Source organism: Pannonibacter carbonis (assembly GCF_003012935.1).
Lineage (GTDB): Bacteria > Pseudomonadota > Alphaproteobacteria > Rhizobiales > Stappiaceae > Pannonibacter > Pannonibacter carbonis.
In genome coordinates, this window is sequence record NZ_PUDR01000001.1 from 341,869 (window position 1) to 367,620 (window position 25,752).

A 25,752-nucleotide genomic window follows, 5' to 3' on the forward strand; every position below is an offset into this window, starting at 1 on the left:
CCCGTGTTCCGCGTCCGAAAAATCGCGCGGAGTATGCGACGGATCGCCGTCGAGGGCTAGCGCCAAAGGTGCAAAGTTGCGCAGCACCGTCCCGGCGATAGGCCGGGACGGCGGGTTCCATGCCGAAACAGATGATCGTCCATGCCAGCGCAATGGGCGATGCTGCTGGACCGGATAGCCGTTACAGCCAGCCGGACAGTTCACGCCGGACAACGGCTTCGAGAACAGCCATGCCGAGATCGCTGTCATTGAGACAAGGAATGTGGGTGAAGTTGTCGCCGCCCGCCTCGTGGAAAATCTCGCCCGCTTCACCGGCAATTTCCTCAAGCGTTTCAAGGCAGTCGGCGACAAAGCCCGGGTTCATCACGGCGATGTTCTTGACCCCGCCCTTGCCGAGGGCCTCGACGGTCTTGTCGGTATAGGGCTGCAGCCACTCTTCCGGACCGAAGCGCGACTGGAAGGTGACGCGCAGCTTCTCCTTGTCCATGCCGAGACGTTCGCGCATCAGACGCGTCGTCTTCATGCACTGGCAGTGATAGGGATCACCCTTCTTGAAGTAGGACTGCGGGATACCGTGATAGGAGGTCAGGATCACGTCCGGCTCGAAGTCGAGCCCGGCAAGATGCTGCTCGACCGACTGGGACAGCGCCTCAATATAAACCGGGTCATCGTGATACGGCGGCACGGTGCGTATCGCCGGCTGCCAGCGCATCTCAAGCAATGCCCTGCACACCTCGTCATTGACGGTCGCCGTGGTGGCTGCGGCATATTGCGGATAAAGCGGGAAGATCAGGATCCGGTCGCAGCCTTCGGCCTTGAGATGCTCCAGCCGCGAACGGATCGAGGGCGTGCCGTAGCGCATGGCCCAGTCGATCATCAGGCGCCCGCTCTGGGTCCCCATCTGCTGGGTCAGCTTGTCCGACTGGTTACGCGTGATGGTGCGCAGCGGCGACTCGTCGAGTTCCTTGTTCCAGATCTCCTCATAGGCCTTGCCGGACTTCTTCGGCCGCGTCATCAGCACGATGCCATAAAGGATCGGGTACCAGAGCGCCTTCGGCCATTCGATGACGCGCTTGTCGGACAGGAATTCGCGCAAATACCGGCGCATCGGCCAGTAGGACGTGCCATCCGGCGTTCCGAGGTTGACCAGCAGCACACCGATCTTGCCGGTTTTTACCTGTGGGTGGTCTGCCGGCAGGCGGACGGCGCGCATCTCCTCGCCGGCATTGGCCGGCATCTTGGGCGAGAACTGCAGTGTCATGGGTACTCCGGAGCACGGACAGCGGCACGGGGCCGCGCATTATTATTTGCGGCAACATAAGTCACACACAATTCTTGTCCAGTACGCCCGTTTCCCCATGGCAGATCAGTACATGAGCTGATCGATCAGCAATCCGGACCCGCCTGTGACAGCGTGCCTCAGGCGGGAGCCGCCGCGTAATCGCGTTCGTCAACGATGACCTTGCCGTCATTCGGCAGGCTGCCGACAGGCACGAGTGTCACGGCGCCCTTCAGCTTGGTCACATCGCGCAAGGTGTCGGCGACCCGGGCGGCGAGCCCGTCGTCAATGACCGGAACCTCAGCGTGAAGCGCCATCACATCCTGCTCGTCACGCCGGGAGACCGACAGGCGTGCCTTGACGAGTTCCGGGTGCCGCCCGGTGATTTCGGCAATCTGAACCGGATCGACGAACATGCCCTTGATCTTGGTGCGCTGGTCGGCACGGCCGAGCCAACCGGCCAGCCGCATGTTGGTCCGCCCGCAGGCCGACTGTCCCGGCAAGATGGCTGACAGGTCACCGGTTCCGAAGCGCAGCATTGGATAGGCGCGCTTGAAGGTGGTGACCACGAGTTCGCCCACCTCGCCATCAGCCACCGGCGTGCCGGTCCCCGGGCGAACGATTTCAACGATGCAGTCCTCGTTGACGATCATGCCGTCCGCCACCTCGGATTCGTAGGCAATGACGCCGAGTTCGGCGGTAGCATAGCACTGGCGCACGGTGACGCCGCGCGCCGCATAATCCGCGCGAAGAGACGGGAACAGGGCGCCGCCGGAGACAAGGGCGCGCTTGATCGACGAGGCATCGCGGCCAAGGTCGCGGGCCTTGTCGAGGATCACCTTGAGAAAGTCTGGCGTGCCGACATAGGCGTCCGGCTGCAGGATGGCGACGGCCTCGACCAGCATTTCGGTGTTGCCGACGCCGGCCGGGAAGACAGTACAGCCGAGTGCCCGAGCGCCGTGATCGAGCAGGAAACCGCCCGGCGTCAGGTGGTAGGAGAAGGTGTTGAACACCACATCGCCGGGCGAGAAGCCGGCAGCCGCAAGTGCCCGGGCGGAGTTCCAGGGATCGTCCCCCTCCGGCTGCGGTTCGAAGATCGGGCCGGGCGACATGTAGACTCGCGGCGCGCCCTTCATGTCGCCGGAGAGGAAGCCACCGAACGGTGGATGCTGCTTCTGCAGCGCCATGAGATCCGACTTGCGCAGCACCGGCAGGCCGGTCAGCGCAGCACGCGAGGAGATGGACGCCGGATCCACACCGGCAAGATGGCGGGCCCAGCCGGGTGCTGTGCGAATGGCATGGGCAATGGCATCCGGAAGCCGGGCAAAAAGCTCTGCCTCGCGCTGCGCCGGTGGCTGCCGGTCGCGCGCCTCGAATTGTTCACCGGTCATGGCTCTGTCCTCGCTCGCCTTGTCCCGCCTCCCCATGGTTGCCAGCAACCTGGGGAGTGTCTGTTGTACGTCGCGCGCACCTCTCGGCACCGAGCCGGCCTTGCCTCAGGCAAGCCAGCGCTTGCGACGCTTGTAGTGTTTCACGTCCCGGAAGGAGCGACGGCCCTCCCCGCCCACGCCGAGGTAGAACTCCTTCACGTCCTCGTTCTCGCGCAGCGACCTGGCATCGCCGTCCAGCACAATGCGGCCGGATTCAACGATGTAGCCGTAGGTGGCGTAGCGCAGGGCGATGTTGGTGTTCTGCTCGGCCAGCAGGAACGACACGCCCTGCTGCTCGTTGAGCTGCTTCACGATCTCGAAAATTTCCTCGACCAGCTGCGGCGCAAGACCCATGGACGGCTCGTCCAGGAGGATCATGCGCGGCCGGCTCATCATCGCCCGCCCGACAGCACACATCTGCTGCTCGCCGCCGGAGGTGTAGCCGGCCTGGCTGTGCCGGCGTTCCTTGAGACGCGGGAAATACTCGTAGATCATCTCCAGATCGGCCTTGATCGCCCCCGAGCCGTCACGGCGGGTATAGGCGCCGGTCAGGAGATTTTCCTCAATGCTGAGGTGACCGAAGCAATGCCGGCCCTCCATCACCTGGATGCAGCCGCGCCGCACCAGATCATTGGGCGACAGGTCCTGGACATGCTCGCCCTTGAACTGGATGTTGCCCTTGGTGACATCGCCGCGCTCGGCCCCCAGAAGATTGGAGATGGCCTTCAGCGTCGTGGTCTTGCCGGCGCCATTGGCACCCAGCAAGGCCACGATGCCGCCTTCCGGAACCGTCAGGGACACGCCCTTGAGCACGAGAATGACGTGATCATAGATCACCTCGATATTGTTCACCGACAGGATGGGGCTGCTGCCGGTCGGGCCTGACGTGGTCGCTGCATGTGCGGACATGGAACTCGTCTCCGGTCTCGCGTCTCTGGTGTCCGGGAAGGATCCCGCCGCACGGTGCGGCGGGATCTGTCGTGTCTGGCTCAGGTCAAGCCGGGCTCAGTTCGGGCCCGGCCCGGCCATCGGCCGGGCTCAGTTCGGGCAGGCTTCCGTGCGGACCGGCCAGGGCGCGTTCTTCTCCGCGTAGTCCTTGGCAGCGGCTTCCAGCAGCGGACGAACCTGCTCCTTCATCGGCTCGATCCAGTCGGTGGCCTTGACCCACTTCTTGCCGTCCCACTCCTGGATGAACACCGGATGCGAACCGGCATGATCCTCGCAGGTGACTTTCATCGGATGGGCAAAGCCGGCGAGGCCGATTTCTTCCAGGCGGGCTTCGGTCAGGTCGAGGGCTTCCAGGCCGATGCGCATGTCTTCGCCGGTCAGGACCTTCTTGCCGGTCTTTTCCTGCGCCGTGCGGATCGCCTCGGCGATGATCACAGAGTTGAGGACGCCGCGGTTATAGAGCGCACCGCCGAAGGTTTCCGGATTGGTCTGCGACTTGCCGGCATCGACGACGAGGGTCTTGATGTCGCCAAGAGCCTTGAAGTCGGTTCCGACGCCGGAGAAGTTCAGGGTCTTGAAGCCCTTGGCAGCCTCACCGCCGGCCCCGGCGTCTTCCTCGCCTGCCGACCACCAGGCCGCGATGAATTTCTCCATCGGGAAGCGCGTCTTGACGGCTTCCTTCACGGCGGTCGGGTTCATCGCACCCCAGCCCCACATGACCATGTAGTCCGGGCGGTCGCGGCGGACATTCAGCCACTGCGAGGCCTGGTTCTGCATTTCCTTGGCCGGAACCGGGTACTGCACGAGTTCGAAGCCATAGTCCTTGGCCAGCTGCTCCAGGAGCGGGATCGGCTCGCGGCCGAAGCCGGCGTCGAGGAAGATGTAGCCGATCTTCTTGCCCTTCAGCTTGTCGAGGCCGCCTTCCTGCTCGGCGATGTACTTGATGATGACCGAGGCGCCGTCCCAGTAGGTGACCGGCACGTTGTAGACCCAGGGGAAGGTGTTGCCGACGGCAGCGGCCGAGAGGCCGTAGCCCATGGACAGGACCGGGATCTTGTCGACGGCGGCTTTCGGGATGACCTGCAGCGTGATGCCGGTCGAATACGGGTTATAGACGAGCGCGCCCTTGCCCTTGGTGGCTTCGTAGCACTCGATGCCCTTCTGGCTGTCGTAGCCGGTCTCGCATTCCTCGATGGCGATCTTCACGCCGCCAATGCCACCGTCGCGCTCGTTGAGCATCTTCAGGTAGTCGTTCATGCCGTTGGCAATGTGGATGCCGGAGCCGGCAAAGGCGCCCGTGCGATAGGTGAGCAGCGGGACGTAGTTGCTGTCCTCGGCCTGCGCCACGCCAGCCCCGAAGGGCGCAGCGAGGGTGAGCGACAATGCTGTTCCCAGTGCGAATGCTCTGAAGTTCATCTTGTTTTCCTCCCAAATGACGGCCGGCCAAATGACGGCCGGGATATCCCGCGTCATCGAACCGACCTCAGGCCTCCTCCCCCGGGTCGGTTCGCTTCCCCGGTTGGCCAAGCGTGGATGGGCCCGTCAGTACGGGAAGGGCCACACCCTGAGCTTCTGCTTGCCGATCTGCCACAGCCGGGCAAGCCCGTGCGGTTCCACGATCAGGAAGAAGATGATCAGCGCGCCGACGATCATGAACGTCACGTGCTGGATTGACTCTGCGGCCACCTCGACGCCGAATAGGCCCGGCAGGAAGCGCAGGAACACAGGCAGGATCCAGATGAAGGCCGCGCCAAGGAACGAGCCGGCAATGCTGCCGAGACCGCCCAGGATGACCATGAACAGGATCTGGAACGACAGGGTGATCGAGTAGGACGACGGCTCCGCCGCGTTGAGCCAGAAGAACACCATCATCGCGCCGGCCACGCCGCAGATGTAGGACGAGACGCCGAAGGCCAGCAGCTTGGTCTGCAAGGGGCGTACGCCCATCAGCTCGGCGGCGATGTCCATGTCGCGGATCATCATCCAGGAGCGCCCGATGCGGCCACGGATGACATTGGCGACGAGAAACGCGATGACCACGACGATACTCAAGACGATGAAGTAGCGGGTGAGCGGAAGGGCCTCGGCGCCGGTGACGATGACGCCGAACACCTCGCGCCGCGGGATCTCGATCGCCCCCGAGGCGTTGTAGTTGTAGAGCCACGGAATGCGGATGAAGCACCACTCCAGGAAGAACTGCGCCGCCAGCGTGGTGACGGCCAGGTAAAGGCCCTTGATGCGCAGGGACGGCAGGCCGAAGATTGCGCCGATGCCGGCCGAGAACACGCCCGAGATCAGCACCAGGACGATGACATTGGCATCGGGGAAGATCGAGGTCAGCTTATAGGCCGCATAGGCGCCAACGCCCATGAAGGCGCCCGAGCCCAGCGACAGCTGGCCGGCAAAACCCGTCAGGATGTTGAGGCCGATGGCGGCCAGCGAAAACACCAGGAACGGGATCATGATCGAGGTGAGGAAGAAATCATTCGCCAGCAAGGGGATGGCGACGAAGGCCACGGCCAGGATGAGCCCCATGGCGATCCGGTCCTGCCGGATCGGAAAGAGGGCCTGATCTGCCTCGTAGGTCGTCTTGAACTGGCCTGCTTCACGGTAAAACATGGGTCAGGTCCTCACACGCGCTCGATGATGCGTTCGCCGAACAGGCCCTGCGGACGGAACAGCAGGAAGATCAGCGCGATGATGTAAGCCAGCCAGCTCTCGATGCCGCCGCCAACGAGCGGGCCCCAGTAGATCTCGCCCAGCTTCTCGCCGAAGCCGATGATGAGACCGCCGATGATGGCGCCGGGAACCGAGGTGAAACCGCCGAGGATCAGCACCGGCAGAGCCTTGAAGGCGACGATCTCGAGGGCGAAGGACACGTCGGAGCGGGCGCCCCACATGATGCCCGTGGCCAGCGCCACGATGCCGGCGGCGAACCAGACAATGGCCCAGATCTGGTTCAGCGAAATGCCGACCGACAGGGCTGCCTGGTGGTCATCGGCCACGGCGCGCAGCGCGCGGCCGATGCGGGTCTTGTTGAAGAACAGCGCAAGCCCGGAGACCATCAGCACCGCAATCACAGCTGCGGCAATGTCGATATGTTGCAGCAGAACAAGCCCACGCTCCCCGAACTCGATGGCGGTGGAGCCGGTCGGCAGCCACAGCTCCTCGGTGATCATGCGCTTGGGCTCGCCGCCGAAGACGAATTCGCCAAAGCCAATCAGGAAATACGTCAGGCCGATGGTCGCCATCAGCAGGATAATGTCCGGCTGGTTGACCAGCGGCCGCATCACCACCCGCTCGATGCCATAGGCCAGAACGCCCATGACGCCGATGGTCAGGATCAGGGCGAGGAAGGCTGGCACACCCTGTTCGTGCAGGCCGACCAGCGTCAAGCCGGCGAACACCACCATGATGCCCTGCGCGAAATTGAAGACGCCGGACGCCTTGAAGATCAGCACGAAGCCGAGCGCGATCAGCGCGTAGAGAATGCCGGAGACGAACCCTTCCCAGAGCACCTGGATCAGGAAGTCAGGCTGGGCCCCCATCTGCACGAAGGGGTCGATGAAAATGTCGTAGAGCATGCTCCTGCCCCCTTAATGCGACACGCCGAGATAGGCGTCGATGACTTCCTGACTGGCCTGGACTTCGGCTGGAGCGCCGTCTGCGATCTTCTTGCCGTAGTCGAGCACGACGACGCGGTCGGAGAGATCCATCACGACGCCCATGTCATGCTCGATGAGGGCGATGGTGGTGCCGAACTCCTGGTTCACGTCGATGATGAAGCGGCTCATGTCCTCTTTTTCCTCGAGGTTCATGCCGGCCATCGGCTCGTCCAGCAGCAGCAGCTCCGGCTCCATGGCCAACGCCCGGCCCAGCTCGACGCGCTTCTGCAGGCCATAGGGCAGCTTGCCGACCGGCGTCTTGCGGATCGCCTGGATCTCGAGGAAGTCGATGATGTCCTCGACCTTGCGGCGGTGGGCGATTTCCTCATCGCGCGCCGGGCCGTAATGCAGCACCTGCCAGAAGAAGTTGCGGTGCATCTTGAGGGTGCGGCCGGACATAATGTTGTCCAGCGTCGTCATGCCCTTGAACAGCGCCACGTTCTGGAAGGTGCGGGCGATGCCCTGGCTGGCGGCCTCATAGGGCCGCATCTTGCGCCGGACCTCGCCGCGCCAGGTGATGGTGCCCTGCTGCGGATGGTAGAAGCCGTTGATGACATTGAGCATCGACGTCTTGCCGGCGCCATTCGGACCGATGATCGCCCGGATCTCGCCCTTGCGGATGTCGAAGGAGATGTTGGTGATCGCCTTCACGCCGCCAAAGGACAGCGAGACGTTGTCGACTTTCAAGAGCACCTCGCGCTCGGGCTCAGGCGCGGCGACGGGCTGGGCCGGAACGACCTTGGCTGCGGTCACGGCATTCATTCGGCGGCCTCCTGGAGCTGGTGTCGCGGCGCGTGCGGTGTCAGGTCGCGGATTTCCACCGTGCCCTCGATGATGCCGGTGCGGCCGTCCTCGAAGGTCACTTCGGTGCGCACATGACGTGAGGTGGAGCCGTCGTAGAGCGCCTCGATCAGCGGGGCGTAGCGGTCGGCAATGAAGGAGCGGCGAACCTTCTGCGTGCGCGTCAGCTCGCCATCATCGGCATCCAGTTCCTTGTGCAGGATCAGGAAGCGGCGGATCTGCGATCCGGCCATCATCGGCTCACCGGCAAGATCCCGGTTCACCTGATCGACGTGATCCTGGATCATGGCATAGACGTCCGGATTGGCCGCCAGCTCCTGGTAGGAGGCGTAGTTGACGTTGTTGCGCTCGGCCCAGCTTCCGACGGAGGTCAGATCGATGTTGATGAAGACGGTGGCAAAGTCCTGCCCGTTGCCGAAGGCCACCGCCTCCTTGATGTTGGGGAAGAACTTCAGCTTGTTCTCGATGTATTTCGGCGCGAACAGCGCGCCGTCATTGAGCTTGCCGACGTCCTTGGCGCGGTCGATGATCTTGAGGTGGCCATTGTCCGCGATGAAGCCGGCGTCGCCGGTCAGCACCCAGCCGTCTTCGGTCTTGGTCGCACGGGTCGCTTCCTCGTTCTTGTAATAAGCGACGAAGACGCCCGGTGAGCGGTACAGAACCTCGCCATTGTCGGCGATCTTCAGCTCGACCTGCGGTGCCGGCTTGCCGACCGTGTCGCCATAGATCTCGCCGTCGGGCTGCAGCGTGATGTAGACGCTGGCCTCCGTCTGGCCGTAGAGCTGCTTCAGGTTGAGCCCGAGCGAACGGTAGAAGCGGAAGATTTCCGGCCCGATGGCCTCGCCGGCCGTGTAGCCGACCTTGAGCCGGGTGAAGCCGATGCGGTTCTTCAGCGGACCGTAGACCATGATCTCGCCGAGGCTGTAGAGCAGCCGGTCGGTGAAGGGCACGTTCTCGCCGTTGAGGATCTTTTCGCCAGAGCGGCGGGCGACGTCCATGAAGAAGTCGAACATCTTCTTCTTCAGGCGGCTGGCATCCTCCATGCGGACCAGGATGCGGGTCAGCATGCTTTCGAAGACGCGCGGTGGGGCGAAGAAATAGGTCGGCGCGATCTCGAGACGGTCGAGATCGACAGTCTCGAGGCTCTCCGGGCAGTTGACGCAATAGCCGGCGGTATAGGCCTGGGCGAGGGAGAAGACGTGATCACCGATCCAGGCCATCGGCAGGTAGGCGAGCACTTCCTCGGTCTCGTCGAGCCGGTCGAATTCATTGCCGTTGCGGGCCGAGATGACGAGATTGTCGAAGGACAGCATGACGCCCTTCGGCCGGCCGGTGGTGCCCGAGGTGTAGAGCATCACCGCGATGTCCGAGCCCTTTTGGGCGGCAAAGCCGTTTTCCCAGGCGGCGGCGGCACCCGCGTCCTTGGCGAGAACGGCGCGGCCCATGTCCTGGACGGCGGGAAAATGGCTGAGATGGGTGTGATCGTAATCGCGCAGGCCGCGCGGCTCGTCATAGACGATGTGCTTGAGGCTGGTCAGGTCCTCCATCGACAGGAGCTTGTCGACCTGTTCCTGATCCTCGACGATGGCAAAGCGCACTTCGGCATGGCTGAGGACGTAGGACATCTCTTCAGCGACCGAGTCTGCGTAAACCGGCACCGGGATGGCCCCCAGCGCCTGCGCGGCGACCATCGACCAGTAGAGATGCGGCCGGTTGGCACCGACAATGGCGACCTTGTCGCCCGCAGTGAGCCCGAGTTGACGAAGCCCGAGGGAAAAGGCGCGGGTTTCTTCAAGAACTCCGGCCCAGGTCCAGCTTTGCCAGATGCCGTAGTCCTTTTCCCGCATTGCGGTCCGCTCCCCGAGATCCCGCGCATTGCGCAGGAGAATCTTCGGGAAGGTGTCCACGTCGCCTCCCGCGACGTTGGCCAGCCTTGCCATAGCGTGTTCCACCCTTGATGTGCGCCCCGTTTATCGGAGTCGCGCTTATGACGTCATGGAACGACGGCTCCTCCCCGCTGTACAGCCCCCATTTCGAGGGAGGGCTTGTTGCGGGCCGCTTCCAGACGCAGGTCCGACGCTAGGCCAGGCAGATTTCGCCAGTATGTGCAGATTGTGACGAAATGTTTCGTTTACCCTGTCTCTCTGTTGCAGGGCAGCATCACGGCAGGGGAAACCAAGGCTGGATCCTCGCCCAGTCCGCCGCTTGGGTGACTGGCGCAACGGGTCGGCCTTGCCTAAAGTCAAAGGATGAGCGAGCCCTCGTCCCAGCAAGCCCTGATTGACCTGATGCAGGCGGCCCTTGACCATGTCAGTCAGGGGTTTTCGGTTTTCGACGCCGACCTGCGGCTGGCGGCCTGGAACCGCGGTCTTTACGAAATGCTCGACCTGCCGCAAGCCCTGGCGCAACGTGGCACGCATCTGGAAGCATTTCTGCGCGTCAATGCACAGCGCGGCGAGTACGGCCCCGGCGATATCGAGGGCAAGATCCAGCGGCGGCTGGAGCGGGCGGCGAAATTCGAACCGCATTACTTCGAGCGAATGCGGCCCAACGGCCAGATCATAGCCGTCAGCGGCACACCGCTGCCGCAAGGGGGCTTTGTCACCACCTATACGGACATCACCGCCGAGCGGCGACGCCAGGAAAAGCTGGAACGCACCGTGGAGGAACGCACGCGGGCGCTGCGCCAGAGCGAAGACTGGCTGCGGCTGGTCACCGACAATGTGCCGGCGCTAATTGCCTATGTCGGCTCGGGCCCGGTGTTCCGTTTTGCCAACCGCCGCTATGCCGACTGGTTCGGGCAGTCCGTCGCCTCGATCACCGGACGGTCGCCAGCGGAGGTTCTGGGACCCGAGCTTTATGCCGAGATCCGCCCCTATATCGAATGGGCCTTCGAAGGTAATGCGGTGTCCTACGAGTACAGCCGCGCCAAGCCGGACGGCGAACTTGCCTATATGCGGTCAACCCTGATCCCGGACATGACCACAGACGGGCGCACGCTGGGCATCTTCGTCCTGTCGCTCGACGCGAGCGACCAGAAGCGCTCGGAGGCAGCGCTGGTACAATCACAGCGCATGGATGCGGTTGGCCAGCTGACCGGCGGACTGGCGCATGACTTCAACAATCTTCTCGCCATCCTGATGGGCAACCTGCTCAGCCTGAAACGCAAGGGAAACGCCGTGTCGGCCGAGGACGTGGAGGCGCATCTGGCGCCCATGCTGCAGGCCGCGCAACGCGGCGCCGACCTGACACGCCGCCTGCTGGCCTTCAGCCGTGGCAAGGCGCAGGATCTCGTCGAGACGTCGCTCAACACCGTGCTGGCAAACACCGCAACCCTGCTGGCCGGATCCCTGCCAGCCACTATCCGCCTGACCTTTGTGCCCTGCACCGAGACACTGACGGCACGGCTGGATCCCTCTCAGCTTGAAACCGCGCTGGTGAACCTCGTCTTCAATGCCCGCGATGCCCTGCCCGATGGCGGCGACATCGACGTCAGCCTGACGCTGCAGACATTGACGCCGAAACACGCAGCCAGTGCCGGCGTGACACCGGGCACCTATGCCCGCATCGTGGTACGCGATACCGGCCTTGGCATGGATGACAACACGCGCATGCGGGTGTTCGAGCCGTTTTTCACAACCAAACCCTTCGGGACGGGCTCGGGCCTGGGTCTGTCCATGGTGTATGGGCTGGCGAAACAGGCTCGGGGCTCGGTGCGGATCGAATCGGCGCCCGGCGAAGGGACATCGGTGATCCTGCTGTTGCCGGCGCGGCTGGATAAGGTTGAGGCATTTGCGCAGCAGAGCGATGCGCAAGGCCCACTGCCGCTCGGTGCCGGGGAACTGGTGCTGCTGGTGGAGGATGACCCGGCGGTGGCCGAGACCGTTGCGCGGCAGATCGAGGATCTCGGCTACACGGCGCTGAACGCCGAAGGCGCTGCAGATGCCATCGAGCTCGCCCGGGACGTGAGCGAGATCCGCGCCATGCTGAGTGACATCGTCATGCCCGGCCAGATGAACGGACTGGCGCTGGCACGGACGGTGCGGGCAGCACGGCCGGACATCGGCATCGCCCTGATGACCGGCTACGCCGACACCGGCGAAACCGGCGCAGACACCGCGTTCCCGGTCATCGCCAAGCCCTTCGACAGCCGGCGGCTGGCGGAAACCCTGAAAGCCATCATGACCCCATGAGCCAGTCCCCCGCGAGCGGAACCCCAATGGTCGCCCCCCCCATGATCGGACTGGTCTATGTCGTCGATGACGAGGCGGCAATCTGTGCGCTGCTGGCCGACACGCTGGCGCAATTCGGCTTCCGGACCGAGAGTTTTGCCCGTGCCGACGAGATGCTGAAAGCGCTGGACCGGCAGGTGCCGGAAGCCTGCCTGATCGATCTCGGCCTGCCCGACATGGAGGGCATGGTGCTGATCAACGAGATCCGCCGCCGGACCTTCGTGCCGATCCTGGTCCTGTCCGCGCGCAGCCATTCGTCCGATAGGGTGATGGGGCTGGAACTGGGGGCGGATGACTATGTTGTCAAGCCGTTCGACCCGCGTGAGGTGGTGGCGAGACTTCGCTCGGTGCTGCGCCGCGCGGCTGACCGGCCAAAGCCCGTGGATGCCGTCCGCGTGGCCCGGTTCTCCGGCCATGTCTTCGACCCGTCTTCGCACCGGCTGCTCAGCCCGGATGGCGAGGAGAGCTTTCTGTCCACCGGGGAGGCCACGCTTCTGGAGGCGCTGCTCAAGGCGCCCAAGCGGGTGCTGTCGCGGGATTACCTGCTGGAACATGGCGGCCGCGATGAGAGCCTCGACCGTTCCATTGACGTGCGGGTGTCGCGCCTGCGCAAGAAGCTCTCAGGCGAAGGCGGCACGCCGCTGATCCGGACCATCTATGGCTCCGGCTACATGCTGACCTCGGCTGTCGACTGGAGCTGAGGCCGCTCAGCCGTAGATCGCCTTCGGCAGCCAGGTGGCAAGCGCGGGGAAGAACCACAGGATCGTCAGCATGGCGATCTGCATCAGGACGAAGGGGATCACGCCCCGGTAAATATCCGAGCTCTTGACCTCAGGCGGGGCAACGCCGCGCAGGTAGAACAGGGCAAAGCCGAAGGGCGGCGTCAGGAAAGATGTTTGCAGGTTCACCGCCATCATCACGCCGAGCCAGGCCGGATGCATCGGCGAGCCATCCGGCATGGGCAGTTGCAGCAGGACGGGTGCAACCAGCGGCACGACAATGAAGACGATCTCGAGAAAGTCGAGAAAGAAGCCCATCACAAACATCACCAGCATGACCACCAGGATCGCACCGACGGCACCACCCGGCAGGTCCTTCAGCAGCGAATGGACCAGCTCGTCGCCGCCAAGATCCCGGAACACCAGCGAGAAGAAAGTCGCGCCGATCATGATGGTGAAGACCATTGCGGTGATCTGCGTCGAGGAACGCAGCACATCCGACAGGATGCCGCCGCGCTTGACCCGGAACAGGCACACCAGCAGAGCGGCTGCCCCCGCGAGTGTCAAGGCGGCTGCAGCCGCGATGGCAACCCAGTCCGCAGTAGGGATTTCAAGACGGGCCACGCGCAGGTCGAACAGGCGTGACAGACCAAGGGCTGCAAGCAGACACAGCGCCGCGACATAGACCGGCCAGGGGCGGAGAGCATCCGCCCGCTGGGCCGCCAGCAGCGCAGCCCCGATTGCGCCAACGGCCGCCGCTTCCGTCGGGGTGGCCACCCCGCCAAGGATCGAGCCGAGCACGGCAACGATGAGCACCAGCGGCGGCACCAGCACCCGCACCACATCCGACAGCGGCACCCGCTCGCCTTCCGCCATCTTGATCGGCGGCGCGTCCTGCGGACGCAGGAAAGCAATCGCCAGCTGGTAGAGGATATAGAGGCCGACGAGGCCGAGCCCGGGGAACAGGGCGGCGGCAAAGAGATCACCAACGGAAAACGGATCCGGCGACCAGTTGCCAAGCGACCGCTGCGCCGTCTGATAGGCGTTGGAGAGTTGGTCAGCCAGAAACACAAGAACGATGGACGGCGGAATGATCTGGCCGAGCGTGCCGGAAGCGGCGATGGAGCCGGTGGCCAGACGCGGATTGTAGCCGTTGCGCAGCATCACCGGCAGGGACAGGAGCCCCATCGTCACCACCGTCGCGCCGACGATGCCAGTGGACGCTGCCAGCAGCCCGCCCACAAGAAAGACGGAGAGACCAAGGCCACCCGGCATCTTGCCGAAAAGCTTGGCCATGGTCTCCAGCAGGTCCTCGGCGACGCGCGAGCGTTCCAGCATCACGCCCATGAAGACGAACAGCGGCACGGCCAGCAGCGTCTCGTTGGTCATGATGCCGAAGATGCGCAAAGGAATGGCACCAAGCGACAGCGACGCGCCGGCGAATGACCCCAGCAGGGCAAACACCAAGGCGACACCGGCCAGCGTGAAGGCAACCGGGAAACCGGCCATCAGGCAGGCGACGGCAGCGGCGAACATCAGCACGTCGAGAAAGGCAACAAGATCCATCGGGACGGGCTCAGTTCTTGTGCGAGGGGAAGGAGGCGAGCGCTTCGCGGTTGCCAGTCAGCGCGGCTAGGCAGCGCAAAAGGAGCGCAATCCCCTGCAGCGCCAACAGCCCGGCATAGAGAAGGATTGCGGCCTTCAGCACATAGAGCGCCGGCAGGCCCGACGTTTCGCGCGAGCCCTCACCGATCATCCAGGACATCTGCACGAAGGGCCAGGAGTACCAAAAGATCACGGCGCACATGGGCAGGAGAAACAGGATGGCGCCGACCAGGTCGACGAGTGCCTTGGTGCGCGGTGCGGCATCCCGGTAAAAGACGTCGACCCGGACATGGCCATCAAGTGCCAAGGCATAGCCTGCGGACAGAAGGAACAGGAAGCCAAACATGTAGACAATGGCTTCCTGCACCCAGATCGAACCGGTGCCGAAGATATAGCGCAGGATCACGACGGCGAACTGCACCAGCACGATGGCCAGCATCAGCCAGGATACGGACTGGCCAACGGCCTGGTTGAGGCCCGACAGGGCGCGTGCGACCCTCAGCATGAATGGCGATCCTTCGGTCAAACGACAGGCGGCGGGGAGACCATCAGTCCCGCCCGCCGCCATCAGGTCAAGTGCTCAGCATCAGAAGTTCAGAGAAACATCCCGATGGTTGGACAGACAGGGCGCCAGAGCCAGAGCCACCTCACGTGGCAGACGCGGCAACTGGCGCAGGCCGATCGTCCCGTTCGTCGCCGCCTGATAGGCCGTGATCTGCGGCAGCAACTCGTCAAAGCCGCGCTGGCGCCAGACCAGATCTTGCTTCAGCTCGGCGATGGACTTGTCCAGTTCGGCGACAGCCGCCTGGGCATCCGGGGCAGTGGAACGCATGATCTTGCGTGCCTCATTGAGACCCTTGCGGATCTCTGCCGTGCCGTCGAGAGCCGAAACGTCGCTGCGCAACAGGTCGATCTGGTCAAGAACTTCGGCAAGGGGCTTGGACAGGATCGCGTCCTGCAAGGCGGTGAACTTCGCTTCCATCTCCTGCAGGGCCGGAGCGGCCTGCAGCACCCCGGTTACCTTGATGACCGGCTCCGCCGCATTGTCAGCCAGACGGCGGTAGGCCGTGCGGGCCTTGTTCTCCGCGTCCTGCACCTTGGCGAAATCCGTGTGCACCTGGTCCCAGGATGCCGGAATCCCTGCCCGCATGGCATCCAGCGTGGCCTGCAGTTCGAGGATCTCCTGCTTTGCTTCCTCTCCGCGCTCGGCGGAATAGATGCCGGTCGGCCCTGCGCGGGTGACAACAACCTCGAGGTCCTTGATTTCCCGTTCAATCTTGCGCGCATCGCGCTCGATCGCACGCACCTGGACAAGCAACGGACGATAGCTGACCGCCGCCTGCCCGACCGCGGCAACAGCGGCATCTATCTCGGCCATCTGCGGGATTGCCTTCTCGGCATTCTGCAAACCAGACTGAAGTTCCTTCTGCAGATCAGCCGGAAGATAACCGATGTCCACACCCTGCATGCGGCTGATAGCGCCGGCAATCTCCGTTCCACGCTGGCGGAATTGCTGACTGGTGTAAGTCTCGATGCAATACTGCAGACGCGGGTTTTTTGGTGGCGGCGCGGTTTCCGAGAGAAGGGAAGACCGGTTCGGCAGATAGTTCACGATCTGGGGATTGAAGCCGACGATTGCCAGAGCCAGGAGCTGAATGCCGATAAAGGCCAACACCCCCTTGTAGATCTGGACCGTCTTCACAACAGCCGGCGCAACGCCGCGCAGGTAGAACAACGCAAAGCCAAACGGCGGGGTGAGGAACGACGTCTGCAGATTGAGCCCGAACATCACGCCCAGCCAGACGGCAGTAACGTTGGCCGACGGATCCGCCAGCAGGATCGGCGCAACAATCGGCACCACCACCACGGCAATCTCGATGAAGTCGAGGAAGAAGCCGAGGATGAAGATCACCAGCATGACCATGAAGAACTGGGCCCAGAACCCGCCTGGCAGGCCTTGCAGGAAGTCCTTGACCAGATCCTCACCACCAAAGGCGCGGAAGGCAGATGTCAACATGGCCGCGCCGATCAGGATGATGAACACCAGGCAGGAGCCCTTGGCGGTCTCGATCATCACCTCGCGCAGCGTGTTGTCCGTCACCATCGTGCGCCAGCCACTCCAGATGATGGCAAACACGAGCGTCAGCACGGCAATCGCAGCAAGGATCACGCCGGTGAAATCACCACCAGACATCACACGCTTGATGTTCGTGTCATAGAAGCTGACGGCCACCGCAATGCCAAGCAGCGCCAGGATTGCAATGATCGCCGGCGTGTAGACGCCCTTGCCCTTGCCGTCCTGCAACCGGTAGCCGGCCATGACCATGGCGCCAATGGCACCGACGGCACCGGCCTGGTTCACGGTGGCGACACCCGCCATGATCGAGCCAAGCACCAGAACGATCAGTGCAAGCGGCGGAACAAGCGTGATGAACACCTGGAACAGGAACTGCCGGTCCATCTTGCCCTGGCCCCGCACAGCCGGAGCCGCCTTGGGGTTGATAAGCGCAAAGCCGAGCATGAACAGCACATAAAGCCCAACGAGCAGCAGGCCGGGCAGGATTGCGCCAAGGAACAATTCGCCCGCGCTGGTCGAGGCGATGGCAAGGTCCGAGGGCATCTGGCCTGCCCCATTGGCCTCGCGGTACAAAGCCTGCCGAATATTGCCGGCCTGATCGACGCTCGACGAGAGCTGATCCGCCAGAATAATCAGAACGATAGACGGCGGAATGATCTGTCCGAGCGTGCCGGAAGCGGCAATCGTGCCCGTGGCCAGTGGCACGGAGTAATTATTGCGCATCATCGCCGGCAGCGAGATCAGGCCCATGGCCACGACGGTGGCACCAACAATGCCAGTGGTGGCCGCCAGCAAGGCACCGACGAGAATAACCGAGATGCCCAGGCCACCCGGAACCGGACCGAACAGGCGGGCCATCGTGATCAGAAGGTCTTCAGCAATCTTCGACCGCTGCAGCATGATGCCCATGAAGATGAACAGCGGGATGGCGATGAGCGTATCTCGTTCCGCTTCCCAATAAATGCCGCGGAAGTTGGTTACACCCGCGCTAAGCCACTGGGTCGGACCGCCATGAGCAAAATAAGCATCGACATTGCCCGCAAACAGATAACCAGAACCTGCGGCAAGACCGATTGCAATGATCGCCGACCCCGGCAGGGCAAAGGCCACCGGGAAACCGGAGCCGAGCGCTGCAGCCATCAGGACGATCAGCAGAAGAAGGAAAAACAGTTCCATGGGTGCAAATCCTGCTGGGTCAGTGCTTGATGGAGCCGGACAGGTCACGGCCACCAGGTTCGCCGCGCATGTCCGCGACAGCGGCAAACAGATAACTGACGAACTGGATCATCATGGTTACGGCAAAGACGCCGAGGAAGCCTGCCATCAGATACTTCACGTACAAGCCGAAACCGGCCTGGGTCGTTTCATAGGCAAGCATGGGGCTGTTGATGATCGACTGCTTTGATCCGAGACCGAAATAGAGAATGGTCCAGCAGAACACCATGCCGAAGGCGATGGCGCCGAAGGCATTGGCAAAGCCCTTCGCGCTCTGACCGAAGCTGGCATAGAGCACGTCGACGCGCACATGGCCTTCTTCAAGCAGGGTGTAGGCCGAGGCGAACAGGAACAGTGCCGCATACCAGAACCGCACCAGATCCGACAGGAACGCCTGTTCATAGGAGAACACGAAGCGTCCAAGAACGATCAGAAGCTGCGACACCACAACCAGCAGCGCCAACCAGAAGAAGCCGAGAGTGCGGGTCACTGCCGCAAGAAGGATCGAGAATGCGATCAAGGGCATGTGGACATAGCCCCCGCGGAACTGCGGTCGCCCAAGATCGGATGTCAGCTGGCTGCCAAGCAGCGCCTCAAGCATCCCCTCGACCCGCAGGAAAGAAATCGTTGTATCGACAACGCCGACAATAACCACCGACCAGAATGCCCAACGGATGAGAAAGGCATTGAAGTTGCTGATGCGCTCACTGTCAGGCCGCAGCCCAGGCGCGCCGGGACGCAGCACATAGGCAACGGCCAGAAGCCCCAGCACGGCATACAGGCCGAGTTGCATCTGGGCAGCCACAGATCCGGTTCCCGGCCCAGGAAAACCCAGCCAATAGGTAAGGTAATTGTTGATCAGGAAGGCAGCCATCACTGCCAGATTGATCCAACCGAACAGCCGGATGGCAAGAACACCACCGGTTCGGGTTTCCAGCGCGCGCACATCATCAGTTGCGGCGCCTTGAACCGGATTCAAGGACGTCATCGTCGAGCGCCTCGTCTATTCACCGTTACAACCAAGAAGGGGACGGGGGTTCCCCCCGTCCCCGGTCAGATCAAACGCCGTTGCAGCGCATCAGACCTTGATGCCCAGAACGCGGTTGCGCTGGACGGTGTAGCCGGTGTCAGCGAGCAGCATCCAGCGACCCACTTCCGAACGCGCCTTGACGAAGCTTTCGTGGGTGCGCTTGGCAAGGTCGGAGTGCTGGATGGTTTCCTCGAACACGGCAGCTGCCGCGTCACCGAAGGCGTCATAGACTTCGTCGGAGAACTGCTTCAGCACCACGCCATGCTCGTTGATGAGCTTGTCGAGGTAAGCACCGTTGAAGCCGTTGGCTTCAGCCATGGAGAAGGCGTTCTCTTCGTTACAGGCGGCTTCGATGATCATCTGGTCGATCTTCGACAGCTTGGAGAACCAGGCCTTGTTGCAGCCCAGCGCCAGCATCGAGCCCGGCTCATGCATGCCCGGGTAGTAGTAGTACTTGGCAGCTTCGTAGAACTTCATGAAGTAGTCGTTCCACGGACCAACCCACTCGGTGGCATCAACGGCGCCAGACACGAGGTTTTCGTAGATCTGGCCACCCGGCAGAGCAACCGGAGACGCGCCCAGCTTGGCCATGACGTCACCGCCGAGGCCCGGGATACGCATCTTCAGACCCTTGAGGTCGTCAGCGGTCTCGATTTCCTTGTTGAACCAGCCGCCCATCTGCACGCCGGTGTTGCCGGCGTTGAAGTTCTTGAGGCCGAAGCCGTCAGCCAGCTCGTCCCAGAGCTGCTGGCCACCACCAACCTTGATCCAGGCATCGATCTCGGCGTAGGTCAGGCCGAACGGAACGGCGGTGAAATACGACCAGGCCGGGTGCTTGCCCTTCCAGTAGTAGTCGGCACCGATATAGGCCTGTGCATTGCCCGAGGCCACTTCGTCGAAAGCGTCAAAAGCGCCAACACGTTCGCCGGCGGCGAAGTACTGAACCTTGATGCGACCTTCGGTCAGGGCTTCAATGCGGGCTGCAAGACGCTGTGCGGAAATGCCGAGGCCCGGCATGTCACGCGGCCAGGTCGACACGATCACCATGTCGGTGGTCGACTGCGCGATGGCCGGAGCTGCGAGAGCAGTCGCAGCGACGGCACCACCAGCGCCAAGGCCAGCAGTCTTGATAAACGAACGACGATCCATGCTTTATCCTCCCAGATATGGACCTTGAAACATCGGGGCCAACAGTTGCACCGATCAGCACTTGTGTCTAGGTGATCATTGGATGGAGGCGCTAGTCGTGTTTCTGCGCAGTCTCTCAGTAGTAGTACGGAAACTGCGCATAAAATGCTGCGTTAGACGCCTCAGTATCGCAAGGAACGGCAAGAGAACGAGGGCAAGACGTGCCATTCAAGACAAAACTGTTCCTGATCACGGTCCTGCCACTGGTGGCGTTGTCCCTGTTGATCGGCGGCATCACATTTCTGCAAGCTTCGCGCCTGATCGAGGAGCAGACGCGAGCGGTCGAGGAGCGGATTCTCGCCTCCAAGCGTCAGGAAATCCAGAACATTGTCGAACTGGTGCTGACCTCAATCAAGGGCCAGATCGACGAGGAACCCGATGGACGTGAGGCCGCGCAGGGTGAGGTCAAGCGCCTGCTGACCGAGATCAGTTTTGGCGATGATGGCTATTTCTTCGTCTACAGCCGCGACGGCACCAACCTGGTGCATCCGAAGCTGCCGCATCTGATTGGCAAGAAGTGGTGGGACCTGCAGGACCCGGAAGGCGACTATGTCATCCGCAACCTGATGGCCGCGGCAGAAGCGGGCGGAGCCTTCCACCGCTATGTCTGGAACAAGCCCAGCGCCAGCGGCGATGCGGAGAAGCTGGGCTACGCCGTCATGCTGGAAAAATGGGGCTGGATGCTGGGAACAGGCGTCTACATCGACGACATCGCCAGCGAAGTGGCGATGGTGCGGGCCGACTTTACCGCAAATGTGCGCCAGACCCTGCTCGTGATCTTTCTCATCACCATGATCGCCATCCTGCTGAGCCTCACGGCTGTGGCGACGGTCAGTTTCTCCGAGCAGAAATTTGCTGACAGCAAGCTGAAGGACCTAACCAACCGTATCGTCGATGTGCAGGAACAGGAGCGCAAGCGCGTTTCGAGCGAGCTGCATGACAGCATCTCCCAACTGCTCGTTTCCGTGCGCTATGGCATCGAGATGATCCATTCCCGCGCCGGATCCCAGGTGCTGCTGCAACAGCAGGCGGAACGCTGCCTGCGCATCCTCGATGACGCGATCTCCGAAGTCCGGCGCATCTCGAAGGACCTGCGGCCAAGTGTCCTGGACGACATGGGCCTGTCGGCCGCCCTCGTCAGCCTTGCCAAGGATTTTGAGGCGCAATCCGGCATCAAGGTACGGATTTCGGCCGATCGGTGCCGAAGACGGCTGAGCGACAAGGCCAAGACGGCGCTGTACCGGGTGGTGCAGGAGGCGCTGACCAATGTCGCCCGCCACGCCCGGGCCGAAGAAGTGACCATCAACCTGAAGGCCGGCATCGAGACCCTGTCGCTGACGATAGAAGACGATGGAGTCGGCATCATCCTCCCTGTCAATGCCGGCGGTGGTCTTGGCATCCGCAACATGCTGGAGCGGATCGAGACCCATGGCGGCACGATGACGATGTCGCGCATGCCATTGCGCGGAACCTTGATCCGGGTGTCGATGCCGCTTGGACCTGCAGATGACGTCCTGGCTGAAACGGCTGCCTGATACCGGGACATGAGACGGAACACTGACAATGACCCACCGCAACCCGAACCAGCCTGTCCGCCTGCTGTTGGCCGATGACCATGAACTTGTCCGCGCCGGTATAAGGGCACGGCTCGAAGGCGTCGCCCCGCTGGAAATCGTCGGCGAGGCCACCGACGGCCGCCAGGCGCTGCAGATGGCGGAAGCCCTGAAGCCAGACATTCTCTTGATGGACATCTCCATGCCGGAGATGAACGGCCTGCAGGCCACCGCAGAAATCCGCCGCCGCTTTCCGCAGATCAGCGTGCTGATCCTGTCGATTTACGACAACCCGGAATATGTGCGCGGCGTCATGCAGGCCGGCGCAAGGGGCTACCTGCTGAAGGACATCTCGGCCAAGGAAATGATCAACGCAATCCTGGCCGTCGCCAATGGCGGGTATTATTTCTCGTCCCGCGTCGGCCCGAGCCTGATGGAAAACCGGCAGCCAGCCGCCCCGGCCAGCGACCCCTATGGCCTGACGGAACGCGAGCGGGAAGTCCTGCAGGGCGTGGCGCGCGGCCAGACCAACAAGGAAATCGCCCAGGCCCTCGGCATCAGCGTGCGCACGGTGGAATCGCACCGGCTCAATATCCGCGACAAGGCCGGCAGCGGCAACGCCGCGCATCTCTACCGCATCGCGCAGGAACTGCAGCTGATTTGAGGATCTTGACAAAAAGATGTATCATGGAATGATACAAAAGCGGTAAACAGGTGCCTGCAGTCCCAGGCTGGACTTCCGGCAACAGAGGGGCGGACGTGATCCAAGGATACCGCGACAAACTGACGGAAAGCATTGCCATTGGGAAAGTTGGCAAGGGATTTCCGCCGGATCTGGTCCTTCGAGCGCAAAAACTCCTGGCAGCACTCAATGCTGCGACACGCGTGGACGACCTACGGCTGCCACCTGGCAACCGGCTGCATAAACTGACAGGCGATCGGCAAGGACAATACTCGCTGTCGATCAACGATCAGTGGCGGATCTGTTTTATCTGGACCGACTCTGGCCCGGATATTGTCGAAGTGTGTGACTATCATTCATCTCAGGACCTGAAAGCATGCCTATTGTAGCTCCAGCCTTTCATCCCGGCGTCCTGCTGAAGGATCTCTACCTCGATCCGGCCGGATTGAGCGCGGGAAAGCTCGCTCGCCTGCTCAATCTTCCGCGGACCCGGATCGAACGGTTGCTCAAAGGCGAAACGGCAATGACTGTGGATACTGCGATGCGGCTTGCCCGCTTCTTCGAGACCTCGCCGCAGTACTGGCTCAACATGCAGACAAATTACGATCTGCAGCAGTTTGCAACCAATCAGAAAGGTCCTGTCGACATCCAGACCACCTATGCCGAACTGACTGCGGCGACTGCCGCCTGAACCCGCCCCTCCCTGCCCCTTGGCGGCAACTCCGGTTCGTGGCAGGGTCGCATTCATTCGCCGTTGATTGCCGCGTCACCTGCAAGAGCCTTGCCCCCATGTCGAAATCCGTTGTTCTCGTCACCGCCGACGTCAAGCCGATTGACGGCTATCGCTGGCACGCCGCGCCCTCCACCTATCTGGAAGCGGCACTGAACGGTGCCAATGCCATCCCGCTGATCCTGCCGTCGCTGGGCGGCGCCATCGACCTGGATGCGGTGCTGGACCGGGTGGACGGGGTGCTGGCGACCGGCTCACGCTCCAATGTCAACCCGGATCTCTATGGCGGCGAGGCAAGCGAGGCCAACGGGCCCTATGACCCGGACCGGGACGCCACCTCGCTGCCCTTGCTGCGCCGGGCCCTGGAACGGGGTATCCCCGTGCTCGCCATCTGCCGTGGCATGCAGGAGTTGAACGTGGCGCTTGGCGGCACACTTCTGACCGAAATCCAGGAACTCGAGGGCCGCAAGGACCACCGGGCCCCAGTGTCCGAACGCCAGGAAGAGCGCTTTGCCATTTCTCATCCGATCGACGTGCGCGCCGGGGGCCAGTTGCACGGCGCGGTCGGCGACACGACGATCGAGGTCAATTCACTGCATCGCCAGGCCCTTGGCGAACTGGGCCGCAAGCTCACCATCGAGGCCGTTGCCGAGGATGGAACCATCGAAGCGGTGTCCGTAGAAGGCGCAAAGTCCTTCGCGCTTGGAACCCAGTGGCATCCCGAATACTGGGTCGCCTGCGATCAGCCGTCGCAGAAGATTTTCGCAGCCTTCGGCGCCGACGTGGCCCGATATCGCGACCAGAAACTGCGGTAAAGCCGGCGCGACGAGCCTCACGCCCAGCCGAGATTGGCGATCAGAAGGGTTCCGCCAATCACCAGGACCATCAGCGCGGCCAGGATTTCGATGCCGCGATGGATCCGGTCCGGCCAGACGCCTTCGCTGCCGGCGAGACGGGCGGCAAGCCCTTTGGCGCCGACAGCGAGAAGCGCCAGCAAGGCTACCGTGATGCCGGTGCCCAGCGCCATGGCAAAGGTCGAGGCAATGCCGGCCAGAATCATCCCCTGTGACAGGGCAAAGACCAGAACGATCAGCGCACCCGAGCAGGGCCTGAGACCGATGGCAAGAATGATCGATGCGGCCCGCGCCGGGGTCAGCGGCTCGGCCAGCATCGCCGGGCTCGGAGCATGGACATGGCCGCAGGCGTCACAGGAGCCGTCAGCCCCGGCAACATGCACATGGCCGATCGCCGCAGCGGCCCGGCGCTGTAATAGATACGGCCTAATCGCCTTGGCATAGACCAGCCAGATGCCGAGGCCGGTGACCAGCGCATAGGACAGCGTCTCGAAGCTCTTCACTGTCTCCTGCAGCGCCAGCGAAGTGAGGTTGAAGATCCACGCCGCCCCGCCAACCAACAGGATCGCCGTCACCGCCTGGGCGAAGGCCGAAACGAAGGACAGCATCACGCCCTTCCGCAGCGTGTCGCCACTTGCCAGGACGTAGGACGAGATGATCGCCTTGCCATGGCCGGGCCCTGCCGCATGGAAGATGCCGTAAAGGAACGAGATCCCGGCCAGCAGCCAGCCTGCCTCCGGATTGGTGCGAAACGCCCGCAGGGCCGCAACGAGTTTCTGGTAAAACTCGCTTTGCAGCAGGGCGATATGGCCAAAGAAACTGGACACCAGCGACAGGGAGTTGCCGGACGGAGCGGGGTTGGCGGGGATCTCTACGCCAACGGACAGCCCCGTTGAGGCTGAACCTGTTTCCGCCTGCTGGCGGTTGAGCGGGGTCACCGGCGGGAACGGAGCTGCGGGGGCGGCCACCAGCGCCTCGCCGCAGGTGACAATCATCTGATTGACGAGCTGTGCGGCGGCCTGTTCCAGTTCCGGCGGCAGGTCGCGCTGCTCGGGACCGATCGCCGCAAGAGCCGCAGCCGTCTGGGCATCCAGCGACGGAGGATCGCGTCGTTCAACCCGGCAGTTCCCGGGACCGCCCACCACCCCCAGAGCCCCGTCAGCACGGGAAAACCGGAAATCGACGTAATAGGTCGGATCATAGATATCGAAGGTGATCGCCGCCGCCAGATCGCTCGGCTCCTTCAGCGGCAGCACGAAATGCAGCTCCAGCAGCCGCGCTGTCTCGGGCATCGGGGTCCCGAGGCGGACGCTGTCCTGCTGGATCGCCTCGATATCCTCCGGTTTCATCGCCCAGTAGTCCTTGAGCGGAACATCGACCACTTCGAGCCAGTAGGTCTGCGGCATGGTGAAGTCGAGTTCGACCCGGCCGTTGTCGCCGAAGGTAAAGTAGCCGAACTCCTCCATGCTCTCGATATTGACCTTGGCAAGCTCTGCCAGTTCGTCACGGCTGAACTGGCCATCACCATCGGCATCAAAGCCCTGGATGGCGAAGGCCGAATAGGCATCATCAAAGCGGAAGACATGCTCGACGGCCGCCGCCTTGCCGGAGGCGTCGATGACCAGCTTCGACCGCGCCTCGACGAAAATATGCGGATGAGCCGAAAGGGGTGTAACTGACAGTCCCAGCAGAAGCATCAGAACGACAGCGGTGCGGATCCAGGTACCGGATGGCCCCAGGGCCA

At 62.8% G+C, this 25,752-nt stretch carries 21 protein-coding genes; 7 read left to right on the plus strand and 14 right to left on the minus strand.

Annotated elements, in window-relative coordinates; all coding sequences use genetic code 11:
• Positions 1-181: 181 nt before the first annotated feature.
• From hemH to C8348_RS01595, 8 genes are all read right to left on the minus strand, one after another.
• Complete coding sequence (gene hemH / locus C8348_RS01560; RefSeq protein ID WP_425270802.1) at positions 182-1,237, minus strand: ferrochelatase; 1,056 nt, start codon at positions 1,235-1,237, stop codon at positions 182-184.
• Positions 1,238-1,419: 182 nt separating this feature from the next.
• Positions 1,420-2,670: a phenylacetate--CoA ligase family protein gene (locus C8348_RS01565; RefSeq protein ID WP_106751498.1), complete on the minus strand. Its 1,251-nt coding sequence runs from the start codon at positions 2,668-2,670 to the stop codon at positions 1,420-1,422.
• Positions 2,671-2,775: 105 nt separating this feature from the next.
• The gene (locus C8348_RS01570; protein ID WP_106751499.1) at positions 2,776-3,618 is read right to left on the minus strand and encodes an ABC transporter ATP-binding protein; all 843 of its coding nucleotides are present in this window, start codon (positions 3,616-3,618) and stop codon (positions 2,776-2,778) included.
• A 129-nt stretch (positions 3,619-3,747) separates the two neighbouring features.
• A complete protein-coding gene (locus tag C8348_RS01575) occupies positions 3,748-5,073 on the minus strand; it encodes an ABC transporter substrate-binding protein (protein WP_106751658.1) in 1,326 nt (441 codons plus the stop codon).
• 126 nt (positions 5,074-5,199) lie between these two features.
• Positions 5,200-6,276 (minus strand): branched-chain amino acid ABC transporter permease, encoded by a 1,077-nt coding sequence (locus C8348_RS01580; protein ID WP_106751500.1) that lies wholly within the window; start codon positions 6,274-6,276, stop codon positions 5,200-5,202.
• Positions 6,277-6,287: 11 nt separating this feature from the next.
• Entirely contained in the window at positions 6,288-7,241 is a 954-nt protein-coding gene (locus C8348_RS01585; protein ID WP_106751501.1) for a branched-chain amino acid ABC transporter permease, read from the minus strand.
• Between the two features lie 12 nt (positions 7,242-7,253).
• On the minus strand, positions 7,254-8,084 hold the full coding sequence (locus tag C8348_RS01590; RefSeq protein ID WP_106751502.1) for an ABC transporter ATP-binding protein: 831 nt from the start codon (positions 8,082-8,084) through the stop codon (positions 7,254-7,256).
• Positions 8,081-10,063 (minus strand): AMP-binding protein, encoded by a 1,983-nt coding sequence (locus C8348_RS01595; RefSeq protein ID WP_106751503.1) that lies wholly within the window; start codon positions 10,061-10,063, stop codon positions 8,081-8,083. Before C8348_RS01595 ends, C8348_RS01590 begins: the two co-directional genes overlap by 4 nt.
• A 309-nt stretch (positions 10,064-10,372) precedes the next feature.
• On the opposite strand from C8348_RS01595, the gene C8348_RS01600 reads away from it, so the two are divergent.
• Positions 10,373-12,316, plus strand: a complete 1,944-nt coding sequence (locus C8348_RS01600; protein ID WP_106751504.1) for a PAS-domain containing protein — start codon at positions 10,373-10,375, stop codon at positions 12,314-12,316.
• A 26-nt stretch (positions 12,317-12,342) separates the two neighbouring features.
• Positions 12,343-13,056 (plus strand): response regulator transcription factor, encoded by a 714-nt coding sequence (locus tag C8348_RS01605; protein WP_106751505.1) that lies wholly within the window; start codon positions 12,343-12,345, stop codon positions 13,054-13,056.
• A 6-nt stretch (positions 13,057-13,062) separates the two neighbouring features.
• On the opposite strand, the gene C8348_RS01610 is transcribed toward C8348_RS01605, so the two are convergent.
• The 5 genes from C8348_RS01610 to C8348_RS01630 all read right to left on the minus strand — a co-directional run bounded on the left by C8348_RS01610 (position 13,063) and on the right by C8348_RS01630 (position 20,150).
• Positions 13,063-14,640, minus strand: coding sequence for a TRAP transporter large permease (locus C8348_RS01610; protein WP_106751506.1), 1,578 nt, complete (start codon positions 14,638-14,640; stop codon positions 13,063-13,065).
• 10 nt (positions 14,641-14,650) lie between these two features.
• The gene (locus C8348_RS01615; RefSeq protein WP_106751507.1) at positions 14,651-15,184 is read right to left on the minus strand and encodes a TRAP transporter small permease subunit; all 534 of its coding nucleotides are present in this window, start codon (positions 15,182-15,184) and stop codon (positions 14,651-14,653) included.
• A gap of 81 nt (positions 15,185-15,265) precedes the next feature.
• Positions 15,266-17,932, minus strand: coding sequence for a TRAP transporter large permease (locus C8348_RS01620; protein ID WP_106751508.1), 2,667 nt, complete (start codon positions 17,930-17,932; stop codon positions 15,266-15,268).
• A 19-nt stretch (positions 17,933-17,951) separates the two neighbouring features.
• Positions 17,952-18,959 (minus strand): TRAP transporter small permease subunit, encoded by a 1,008-nt coding sequence (locus C8348_RS01625; protein WP_106751509.1) that lies wholly within the window; start codon positions 18,957-18,959, stop codon positions 17,952-17,954.
• A gap of 90 nt (positions 18,960-19,049) precedes the next feature.
• Positions 19,050-20,150 carry a TRAP transporter substrate-binding protein gene (locus C8348_RS01630; RefSeq protein WP_106751510.1) on the minus strand — a complete coding sequence of 367 codons (1,101 nt, stop codon included), beginning with the start codon at positions 20,148-20,150 and terminating at the stop codon, positions 19,050-19,052.
• Between the two features lie 200 nt (positions 20,151-20,350).
• Here C8348_RS01630 and C8348_RS01635 point away from each other — a divergent pair, with 200 nt between their 5' ends.
• From C8348_RS01635 to C8348_RS01655, 5 genes are all read left to right on the plus strand, one after another.
• Positions 20,351-21,724: a cache domain-containing protein gene (locus C8348_RS01635; protein ID WP_106751511.1), complete on the plus strand. Its 1,374-nt coding sequence runs from the start codon at positions 20,351-20,353 to the stop codon at positions 21,722-21,724.
• Between the two features lie 28 nt (positions 21,725-21,752).
• Complete coding sequence (locus tag C8348_RS01640) at positions 21,753-22,406, plus strand: response regulator transcription factor (RefSeq protein ID WP_106751512.1); 654 nt, start codon at positions 21,753-21,755, stop codon at positions 22,404-22,406.
• A 95-nt stretch (positions 22,407-22,501) separates the two neighbouring features.
• On the plus strand, positions 22,502-22,813 hold the full coding sequence (locus C8348_RS01645; RefSeq protein ID WP_106751513.1) for a type II toxin-antitoxin system RelE/ParE family toxin: 312 nt from the start codon (positions 22,502-22,504) through the stop codon (positions 22,811-22,813).
• Positions 22,801-23,115: a HigA family addiction module antitoxin gene (locus C8348_RS01650; RefSeq protein WP_106751514.1), complete on the plus strand. Its 315-nt coding sequence runs from the start codon at positions 22,801-22,803 to the stop codon at positions 23,113-23,115. Before C8348_RS01645 ends, C8348_RS01650 begins: the two co-directional genes overlap by 13 nt.
• Before the next feature lie 98 nt (positions 23,116-23,213).
• Positions 23,214-23,969 (plus strand): gamma-glutamyl-gamma-aminobutyrate hydrolase family protein, encoded by a 756-nt coding sequence (locus C8348_RS01655; RefSeq protein ID WP_106751515.1) that lies wholly within the window; start codon positions 23,214-23,216, stop codon positions 23,967-23,969.
• Positions 23,970-23,986: 17 nt separating this feature from the next.
• Here the strand turns inward: C8348_RS01655 and C8348_RS01660 are convergent, their stop codons facing one another.
• Positions 23,987-25,705 (minus strand): HoxN/HupN/NixA family nickel/cobalt transporter, encoded by a 1,719-nt coding sequence (locus C8348_RS01660; protein WP_208983440.1) that lies wholly within the window; start codon positions 25,703-25,705, stop codon positions 23,987-23,989.
• Positions 25,706-25,752: the final 47 nt, after the last annotated feature.